We start from the raw sequence: 9,011 nt of genomic DNA, 5'->3' as shown, positions 1-9,011 counted from the left end.
GGACAAAGGGGAGAGAGGGGGAACAAGGGGACAAGGGGGAGGAAATTCTTCCTTATCCTCCCCCACTTCTCCCCTCCCCCACTCAAGAGCACTTCCCCCACTCAAGAGCACTTCCCCCACTCTCCCACTCAAGAGCACTCAAGAGCACTCCCACTCAAGAGCACTCCCAAATGAGAAAATAAGAAAATTAAATGCCTGACAGTTTATGATTTCTTTGTAGGTGGGAAAATTCACGCATTGCTTAGTATGGCTATTAACTGGATAAAACGGGTGTTTGTGTTAACTAGTATTCTTGCTATTGTCTTGTTGTTGCCCTTCATTGCCTCGGCAGCACCGGCTACAGTTGATTTTAGTAATAGTGCAATTGTTTCCCCAGAAATTAACCTGACTCCTCAACAGCGTCAGCAACTTCAAGCTGTGCGTCAACGTAGAAATAAAGATATTCAGGCGATGTTAGACTCATCCCAACGTGCCAAAGTTGCCAAAAGTCTACATGGAGGTAATAGCCTGAATCAAGCGTTGGAGTCACTTGACTTGCAACCAGACCAGCAACAGATGTTGAAAGCGATCGTGCAAATTAGTAACTTGAAAATGAAAGCTATTTCAGCACGCTTTTTGCACAATTAAATAACTAATTTTTGTCATGCCGTATAGCCAATTTACTATCGATGTGATATCGGAAACGTTTGGATTTACTATTTCCGAGAGAATTGGCATCTTTACTGATGTACCGGCAGTGGATTATAGCACAATTTTGGCGCAAACTCTCAAAGAATATATTCCTTTGGCAGTTGCGATCGCTACAGAAAAAGCACGTTCGGAATTTATTATCGCTCCGATTCTTTTTGAACTCAAAAAACAACTAGTAAATCGGATTAGTCTATTTTCTGGTAAAGAATTTAACGTTGCTCCAGAAATAGGTTTAAGTGGGTTTTGTGATTTTCTAATCAGTCTCTCTCCAGAACAGCTATTTATTCAAGCGCCTGTAGTTACAATCGTTGAAGCCAAAAACGATAATATTCAATCTGGATTAGGGCAATGTATCGCCGAAATGATTGCCGCTAAATTATTTAATGAACGTAAGGAAAATAAAATTGAAATTATCTATGGCGTTGTCACTACAGGCAGCGTTTGGAAATTTATGAGATTAATTGAACAAAGAATTGAAGTTGATTTAGATGAGTATTTTATTCAAGATATTGGCAAAATTTTGGGTATTTTACGCAGTTTCGTTGATGTTTAAAAGTGATTAAATGTGATAAGCTCCTAAATGTAGTAAGCACGCTTTGTGCTTAAAATCCTTGATTTGAGCGGTAAACCGCCCACTACGAACCAAGACAGTATTTTACATTTATTTCACTTGATCGCAGCATCTATAATTAATCTTGCCCTATGAAAGTTCGTTAACCATGTCGGAAGAAGATATTCGTGCCACGCGACTAGAAAAAGTAGAACAGCTAAAACAGCTAGGTATGAATCCCTATGCCTATCGTTGGGAATCTACCGATCGCGCGGCTGAATTGCAAGAAAATTTTGCGGATTTACCCAACGGTGAAGAAGTCGATTTAGAAGTAGCGATCGCCGGACGCATCAAGCTACGTCGCTTTATGGGTAAACTTGCCTTCGTCACCTTGCAAGATGAAACTGGCACAATTCAGCTTTATCTAGAGAAAAAACGCATTGAAGAAGGCATGGCAGATATTGTTGAAAATGCTTTCAAACAACTCGATAAACTGACAGATATCGGCGATATCATCGGCGTGAAAGGCACGATCAAACGGACTGAAAAGGGCGAATTATCTGTTTACGTCAAACAATACACTATTTTGACCAAATCTCTGTTACCCCTGCCTGATAAACAGCATGGGTTAACGGATGTTGCCAAACGCTACCGTCAGCGGTATCTTGACTTGATTGTGAACCCGGAAGTGCGGCAAACTTTTCGCCGTCGTGCCCAAATTACTGCCGGGATTCGTCGCTACCTAGAAGATCGGAATTTTCTGGAAATTGAAACCCCAGTGTTGCTAAGTCAAGCCGGCGGTGCCGATGCGCGTCCCTTCGTCACCTACCACAATACGCTGGAAATGGAGTTATATCTGCGGATTGCTACAGAGCTTCATCTCAAGCGGTTGATTGTCGGTGGATTTGAAAAAGTCTTTGAATTAGGGCGGATTTTCCGTAATGAGGGCATTTCTACCCGCCACAATCCCGAATTTACCACAATTGAACTTTACCAAGCTTACGCCGACTACAACGACATGATGGCGCTGACGGAGGGGATTATTACCACCGTTGCTCAAGAGGTTTTGGGTACGCTGCAAATTACTTATCAAGATACGGCGATTAATTTGACTCCTCCTTGGCGTCGGGTAACAATGCACGATTTGGTTAAGGAACATACAGGTTTGGATTTTAAAGCTTTCCAAACTTTAGAAGAAGCGAAAACGGCAAGTAAAAACGCTGGGCTGGAAGGTATAGATGATTGCTCATCCCTTGGCAACCTTTTAAATGAAGCCTTTGAGCAAAAGGTTGAAGAAAAGTTAATTCAGCCTACCTTTGTGGTTGATTACCCGGTAGAAATTTCGCCATTAGCCAAACCGCATCGTTCTCAAGTTGGTTTGGTAGAGCGATTTGAGTTATTTATCGTCGGGAGAGAGACAGCTAATAGCTTCTCAGAATTAACCGATCCCATTGAACAACGCGATCGCTTAGAACAACAAGCTGCACGCAAAGCCGCCGGTGATTTAGAAGCCCAAGGTGTAGATGAAGACTTTCTGACTGCGTTGGAATACGGAATGCCGCCGACGGGTGGTTTAGGTATCGGAATTGACAGATTGGTAATGGTGTTAACTGATTGTGCCAGTATTCGGGATGCGATCGCTTTCCCCTTACTCAAGCCAGAAAAATCTGAATCGGAATCAACCACTTAGCAAAAAAGATGTAGAGATGCGATCGATCGCGTCTCTACATCTTTTTGAAACTTGGCTGGCAAGTGCAAAGTTTTCTTTCCAAGCTGACGTCAAGTGTTAAATACGCAAGAGCAAACTGTACAATCAGTAATTGTGACAATTAACATCACAACAGGTCATTTTTATGGTGCGCGCTTACGCAGCTTTCAAACCTGGTGAAGAACTAAAGCCTTTTGAATATGATCTAGGACCACTTGGCAGCGAGGATGTGGAAATCGATGTTGCATACTGTGGGATTTGCCATAGCGACCTGAGTATGCTGAAAAATGATTGGGGAATGTCTGAGTACCCGATTGTTCCCGGTCATGAAGTAATTGGCAAGATTGCCTCTGTTGGTAGTGAGGTGAAAAAACTCAAACCAGGGCAGTTGGTTGGACTTGGTTGGAATTCGCGATCGTGCATGACTTGTGAGTGGTGCATGTCTGGTAATCATAATCTCTGCCTCACAGTCGAAGCTACAATTGTTGGACGCTATGGTGGCTTTGCCGACAAGGTACGCGCTCACTCCTCTTGGGCAATACCTTTACCTGAGGGTATCGATCCTGTAGCTGCTGGACCATTATTTTGTGGTGGTATCACCGTTTTTAATCCCATTGTCCAGTTTGATGTCAAACCTACCGATCGCGTTGGTGTAATTGGTATTGGTGGATTAGGTCATATGGCATTGAAGTTTCTTCATGCTTGGGGTTGTGATGTCACTGCATTCTCCACTAGTCCTGACAAAGAAGCAGAAGCTAGAGAACTGGGTGCAAATCACTTTATCAATTCCCGTGACCCAAATGCACTTAAATCTGTAGAAAACTCTTTTGACCTAATTCTCTCAACCGTTAACGCTGATCTAGATTGGAATACTTACATTGCCTGCTTGCGTCCCAAGGGAAAACTCCACTTTGTTGGTGTAGTTCCTAACCCCCTAAGTACGAATATTTTCCCCTTAATATCGGGTCAAAAATCAATATCTGGTAGTCCTCTTGGCAGTCCTGCTACAACTGCCAAAATGCTCGATTTTGCCGCTCGGCACAAAATAGAGCCAATAATTGAAATTTTCGAGTTTGACCAAGTAAACGAGGCAATAGAACGGCTACATAGTGGTAAAGCACGCTATCGATTGGTTTTGAAACATTAGACATAGAAAGTGAAAATGAACTATGCGTTGTCCACAACCCATATTTAATTTTCTGGAGATATCTATTAGTTTGAAACTTGATTCAAGCAGAAAAGTCAGGACATAACCTCTAATTCCTGACTTGAGTAATTTTCACACCCCGAACTGTGGTCTATTGCTTGCGACCAAAGGTAAAAAAGATTGTGATATCGTTCCAAATGCCTTGCTCACTACGAAATAATCTCAATTTTTTTACATTTTGAAACTGCCATTTTAATAAATGTCCCAGCAAGATTCCCAGCCGATTTCTTAATTCTTGCCGTTCTTTTCTACCCAAAGTTTCAATTTCTTCAATCAGGTTGATCGTGTCTAATTGATCCCACTGTTGAGTTGTCAGCAACCTCACCTGCTCTTGAGTCCAACCATAGAAATCTGTTTTATATAGGTGAGATTTGTACATTTTTGATCGGGCAAGTTTTTTGCCCACGCATGTAAAAAAAATTATGATTGGGTTTACTTGGACGAAACCCAATCAATAATTTAATACCCAATCAATAATTTAATAAGAGACGCGATATATCGCGTCTCTACAACTATTGACTCTTGATCAATAATTAATTCGCCACCTCAGCCAACTCAATCACGCGCCCTTCATAATCCTTAATCAAAAAATTCAAGGGCTTGCGATTGCGAATCTTGAACTTCAAACCTCGCGTTTCCACACGCATTAAAATCATATCCAGGCAATCACGATCAAAGCAAACGTGACGTTGCTGACTTTTGGTGCCTAAACTAGCTCCAGTAATGACGTGTAGTTGGGTGTTTTTCTTTAATTGATACCAAAGCCCTTCGCTAGCGTTATTCATCGTTTTGCTGCCGGAAAACGTTGGGCTGGCAGACATATAAAGCGGATCGATTCCCGCTGCCCCTATACTTTGCTCGTAGTTGTAGTAGTAGTGCAAAGGTACTTCTGCTGCTGGTAAATCTAGCAGCCCTTCATACAACTGGCGGGCAACCTCCAAATCTGACACCATAACGGTGTGTACTTTTGGCGCACTGGTAAGGAACATCCACATAGCACCGGCGTAAGCTGCTAGCAGCATCACCATAATGCCTTGTGTGGAGAATAAGCTATCTAACGGTAAGGAAGGCAAGAAAGAGCCTAAAGTATAAGGTTGAATCAACAACGGTGTCACACTAACTGCTATAACCATGAACGCATCTAGGATTTTATAGAGGAATCGCTTTTATTATTCAAGGGTACAGACTAAAATAAAGTCCGTATTTATAGTGTATCAATAACGAATTAGTCTCGATGTTACTCACAAACAGACCTACATCAAGACCTGATCGCGATTAGCTCATAGGACACTTGATGAACAATTTAAGCGTAGACGAGGAAATATTCATTTCTAATAAGATTCATTCTAACAACATACATTCATTTAGATTGTGCAAATACCACATTTTCCCGAAGCTAATCACCCTCTAGTTAAATCGCTGTTTCATTACGGCGATCAGGAACTTTTGAATTTATTTCAGTCCCATCCGGAAGCTGGAAAATATTTTACGGCAATGTTTTGCCGTTATAGCCCGATAGTATACACGTTAATCCGCCATTCAGCGCGATCGCCTGTGCAAGCAGATTACCTGTTTGCTCTGACTTGGCGACACATATATTACGAACTCGGTGGACTTGATTTAACCAACGGTGAATCAAGTAAAGAAACTTTAACTTTGCAAAATTGGCTGATCAATATGACGGCTTTGTGTATCAACGATCTCGAATTACCACCCACAGAAGCAATTCATTATTCTTTGCAAGCAACTTCACCACCACTATGGTGTTATATCGAACAAGCTTTAGAACAAATGCCCCCAGTTTTGCGATTGATGGTTTTAATGGCTCAAACCTTTCACTGGAGTGAAACTCGCATCGCTGCTTATCTGCAAGCTGAAGGTGAAGCGATCGCTCCATTAGATGTAGCCAATTTTCTCCGGGAAGGCTATCTTATGCTAGAGGACAAATTACCTGCGGATGTCCGCTGCATCTACTTGGGTGAAGATTTACCGCAATCATGACTTAAGTATTAAATTTGATAATTTTGTTCTCAAAATAACATCAAAATTTGAATTTTTTGAAATCCGTAAAATTACGGTTATTTTTATGAACCAAAAGCATTTATTTATCAGTAAATTTTCTGAAAAATTATTGCCAAAATCTCAATTTTGTGCTGTCTGGTGTTTCCTGTTGACTGTTTTGCTGAATCCGATGGCAGTGGGTGCGGTAGATATTACCCAACAACTCCACCGCCCTTTAAAGCATTCAGCAGTGCGAGAATCAAGAGAGGAGGCTGATATGTTGGTGCGTCAAGGTGAACAACAAGAAGATGACGGAAAATCGAATAAAGCAATTGAGTCTTGGTTACAAGCACTGGATATTTATCATTTGATCGGCGACTTAAAAGCGCAAGGTTTAGTTTACGATTTAATTGGTAAAGGTTATGTGCATTTGGGTCGATTAAAAGAAGCTGAAGATCCAATGCGTCGAAGATTAGCGATCGCTCGCGATACTCAAGATTTTCAAGGACAGATTTTTGCACTAAATAACATCGGCACATTACTACTGCAAAAAGGAGAATTCACCCCAGCTGCCCAAACCTTTACAGAAGCAGTTACAATAGCCCGCGAAGTCAAAAATATTGAAGGACAAGGACTGTCTTTAAGTAACTTGGGTTTAGCAACACTTAGGCTAGGAGATTATAACAAAGCAATTAAGTTGTTGGAAACTGCTTTGATTTTTCGCCGTCGAACACCAGATGCGATCGCCGAAGCGAATACCTTGAATAATTTAGGCGATGCTTACTTAGCCGCCGGCAATTATCAAGATACCATTGGTACATATGGGTCAGCATTGCGAATGGCAAAAGTTACACGCGATCGCGTAGCGTCTCCTATGGAGAATCGCACCAACGAATTACGAGCAATTGACGGTTTGGTTACAGCTCACCGTTCTGTAGGAAGATATGAACGCGCTTTCGACTTACTAGAACAGCGTTTAACACTGGCTACAGAATCAGAAAATTTAGGCGAGAAATTAAAATCTTTTGAGTCTTATGCCCTATTGTATGAGCAACTAGGTAACTATCCCACCGCCCGCAATTTTTATGAAAGAGCAATCATCCTAGCGCGGACATTGGAAGATAGCAAGCGCGAAGTTTTATTGCTTGATAGACTGACGCAAATGCTAAAACAATCAAAACATCGATAGCACTTATTACCCGACGACGCGCATTCGCGGCTAAACGAACGCTCGTTTGCCTACTACGCGGACTTCGTATCTAAAAGCCTACGCAGGTAGACATCGCATTAGGCTACGCCATAATCTGTATACTGACGCTTGTATGGAGCTTGCAAACCCAAGACAATATCCTCTGGTGGTACTGCTATGTAGGCACTGACAACACTGTGACGTAAGTTAAAAACTAAAAGCACTATGCAGGTAGAGTGCTATGTTTGTTTCTTGGTTAATCCGTCGAAAAAGTTTTAAATCGCGTCAAGCCTTACGTCTTTCTTGCTAATCGACATAGAAAAAGAGCGATCGCTCTTGCTTAATTTTACAGGTATCTAAAATAAGCGCGATCGCCGATCCCTCGTAGGTACATACTTCAATCCAACCTACGACGAGAGGCGATCGCACTGTGTCCCAGTGCAATCGCTCTTGACTTAATTTTACAGGTATCTAGAATCAGGGCGAAAAGCTTGGGGTGATTTCGTTGGATGAATTGGCTTACGGTGTCCAATCTTCCACGTGAAGATTCTCAATCTGTCCGAAGTCTTTCAGGTTACGAGTGAGCAGAGTTGCTTGATGGGCAAGAGCGATCGCAGCAATTTTGAGATCCATTGAACCTAGTCGAGGATAGGATTTGCGAAGATTTTGGAAGATTTGCCCTGCTCTTTCATCAAAACTGATGACAATGATAGTTCGGTAATTAACAAGTTGATTTTCTAATTTGCGATATGCAGCGATTTGTCCTTCAATCGAATCAGCTTTGGCAATGTAACTGAGCCAACCCCGCATTTGTTCCTCGTAAGTCACAATCGTGGTGGCAACTTCATTGGGATTAATACGGGATATTTTGGCAAGAAGTGTCTGGGCTGAAGCTCCACCTCGCTCAAAGATGCTGATATGGTCGGTATCGAGAAGGTACATATCAAATGTCGAGGGAGGAGTCAGAATCAGGGCAAAGAGATTGCCGGTATTGTTGCCCCAATTGCATCGCTTCGTCGTAAGCTGAGTCATTGGCAAATGTGCCTAGAATGGTTTGCCACCAAGGAATAGGAGAAACGGGGAGTTGCTGTTTTAGGCGAGCAACCTCGGTTTCTAAAATTGCAAGTCTGGCTTCGATTTCGGGGGTTGACATAGCATTTTTTGATCGTCTGTTGTTCTGATTATACCGTTTGCAGGTGAGTGGAAAATTTATGGGTTTAATAGCAAAATTAATGAATCTGACTTTTTAAACAGGTTTTAAATCTTTTTAATTAGCAAGAAAGTACCTACAAGCAAAGCTATCTTAAACTTATAAATCAAGCGATACCCGCCCTTTTTCCACTGCGAATATCGCTATTTTTTGCCCGCACCTTGAAAACGATGTAGTTTGTCTTTTCTATGCGATCGCCGAATAGCATCCCTACTGCTACACGAATATGATACCAACCGCACTTTATACAAGCCAGACGATCACCCATGCCTATTGGCTTGACGCAATCAATTTAGCAACTATGATTGTACTGCTTACTTCGATGGGTTGAAAGTTGACACTCCCCGCTCGCTCAGAGACGGGGATTCTCAAGAATACAAAATCTTAGTAGACCTTGATTCTTAATGGCTGTGCCAAACAGCCTCTAGACAGTCCGGTAAAACCATTCTGCTTACT

The 9,011-nt window shown here is 42.0% G+C and carries 13 protein-coding genes; 6 read left to right on the top strand and 7 right to left on the bottom strand.

All coding sequences use genetic code 11. The features are described from left to right. Window positions 1-246: 246 nt before the first annotated feature. The 4 genes from OGM63_RS23185 (at window position 247) to ahr (ending at window position 4,095) form a co-directional block, all read left to right on the top strand. Window positions 247-627, top strand: coding sequence for a hypothetical protein (locus OGM63_RS23185; RefSeq protein ID WP_263748030.1), 381 nt, complete (start codon window positions 247-249; stop codon window positions 625-627). Between the two features lie 16 nt (window positions 628-643). Further along, entirely contained in the window at window positions 644-1,243 is a 600-nt protein-coding gene (locus tag OGM63_RS23180) for a hypothetical protein (RefSeq protein WP_263748029.1), read from the top strand. Window positions 1,244-1,409: 166 nt separating this feature from the next. Further along, on the top strand, window positions 1,410-2,930 hold the full coding sequence (gene lysS, locus OGM63_RS23175; RefSeq protein WP_263748028.1) for a lysine--tRNA ligase: 1,521 nt from the start codon (window positions 1,410-1,412) through the stop codon (window positions 2,928-2,930). Between the two features lie 163 nt (window positions 2,931-3,093). Beyond that, on the top strand, window positions 3,094-4,095 hold the full coding sequence (gene ahr, locus OGM63_RS23170) for an NADPH-dependent aldehyde reductase Ahr (RefSeq protein WP_263748027.1): 1,002 nt from the start codon (window positions 3,094-3,096) through the stop codon (window positions 4,093-4,095). Window positions 4,096-4,246: 151 nt separating this feature from the next. Here ahr and OGM63_RS23165 read toward each other — a convergent pair whose 3' ends face one another. After that, a complete protein-coding gene (locus tag OGM63_RS23165; protein ID WP_263748026.1) occupies window positions 4,247-4,534 on the bottom strand; it encodes a DUF29 domain-containing protein in 288 nt (95 codons plus the stop codon). Window positions 4,535-4,688: 154 nt separating this feature from the next. After that, on the bottom strand, window positions 4,689-5,288 hold the full coding sequence (locus OGM63_RS23160; protein WP_263748025.1) for a glyoxalase-like domain protein: 600 nt from the start codon (window positions 5,286-5,288) through the stop codon (window positions 4,689-4,691). Between the two features lie 238 nt (window positions 5,289-5,526). Here OGM63_RS23160 and OGM63_RS23155 point away from each other — a divergent pair, with 238 nt between their 5' ends. Both OGM63_RS23155 and OGM63_RS23150 read left to right on the top strand, forming a co-directional pair. Beyond that, entirely contained in the window at window positions 5,527-6,156 is a 630-nt protein-coding gene (locus OGM63_RS23155; protein ID WP_263748024.1) for a sigma-70 family RNA polymerase sigma factor, read from the top strand. After that, window positions 6,113-7,345: a tetratricopeptide repeat protein gene (locus OGM63_RS23150; RefSeq protein ID WP_263748022.1), complete on the top strand. Its 1,233-nt coding sequence runs from the start codon at window positions 6,113-6,115 to the stop codon at window positions 7,343-7,345. The genes OGM63_RS23155 and OGM63_RS23150 overlap by 44 nt, the downstream gene beginning before the upstream one ends. 98 nt (window positions 7,346-7,443) lie before the next feature. On the opposite strand, the gene OGM63_RS23145 is transcribed toward OGM63_RS23150, so the two are convergent. The 5 genes from OGM63_RS23145 to OGM63_RS23125 all read right to left on the bottom strand — a co-directional run bounded on the left by OGM63_RS23145 (window position 7,444) and on the right by OGM63_RS23125 (window position 8,823). Continuing rightward, window positions 7,444-7,569: an element excision factor XisI family protein gene (locus OGM63_RS23145; protein ID WP_263748021.1), complete on the bottom strand. Its 126-nt coding sequence runs from the start codon at window positions 7,567-7,569 to the stop codon at window positions 7,444-7,446. Between the two features lie 82 nt (window positions 7,570-7,651). Continuing rightward, window positions 7,652-7,789 carry a hypothetical protein gene (locus tag OGM63_RS23140; RefSeq protein ID WP_263748020.1) on the bottom strand — a complete coding sequence of 46 codons (138 nt, stop codon included), beginning with the start codon at window positions 7,787-7,789 and terminating at the stop codon, window positions 7,652-7,654. Between the two features lie 75 nt (window positions 7,790-7,864). Beyond that, a complete protein-coding gene (locus OGM63_RS23135) occupies window positions 7,865-8,287 on the bottom strand; it encodes a type II toxin-antitoxin system VapC family toxin (protein WP_263748019.1) in 423 nt (140 codons plus the stop codon). A 1-nt stretch (window position 8,288) separates the two neighbouring features. After that, complete coding sequence (locus OGM63_RS23130; RefSeq protein WP_263748018.1) at window positions 8,289-8,498, bottom strand: hypothetical protein; 210 nt, start codon at window positions 8,496-8,498, stop codon at window positions 8,289-8,291. 163 nt (window positions 8,499-8,661) lie between these two features. Continuing rightward, window positions 8,662-8,823 carry a hypothetical protein gene (locus tag OGM63_RS23125; RefSeq protein ID WP_263748016.1) on the bottom strand — a complete coding sequence of 54 codons (162 nt, stop codon included), beginning with the start codon at window positions 8,821-8,823 and terminating at the stop codon, window positions 8,662-8,664. Window positions 8,824-9,011: the final 188 nt, after the last annotated feature.

The sequence above is a fragment of the Plectonema radiosum NIES-515 genome, assembly GCF_025753815.1.
GTDB classification, from domain to species: Bacteria; Cyanobacteriota; Cyanobacteriia; order Cyanobacteriales; family Nostocaceae; genus Hassallia; species Hassallia radiosum_A.
The sequence above is the reverse complement of the archived record's forward strand: the minus strand, read 5'-3'. Positions and strand labels throughout refer to the sequence as shown.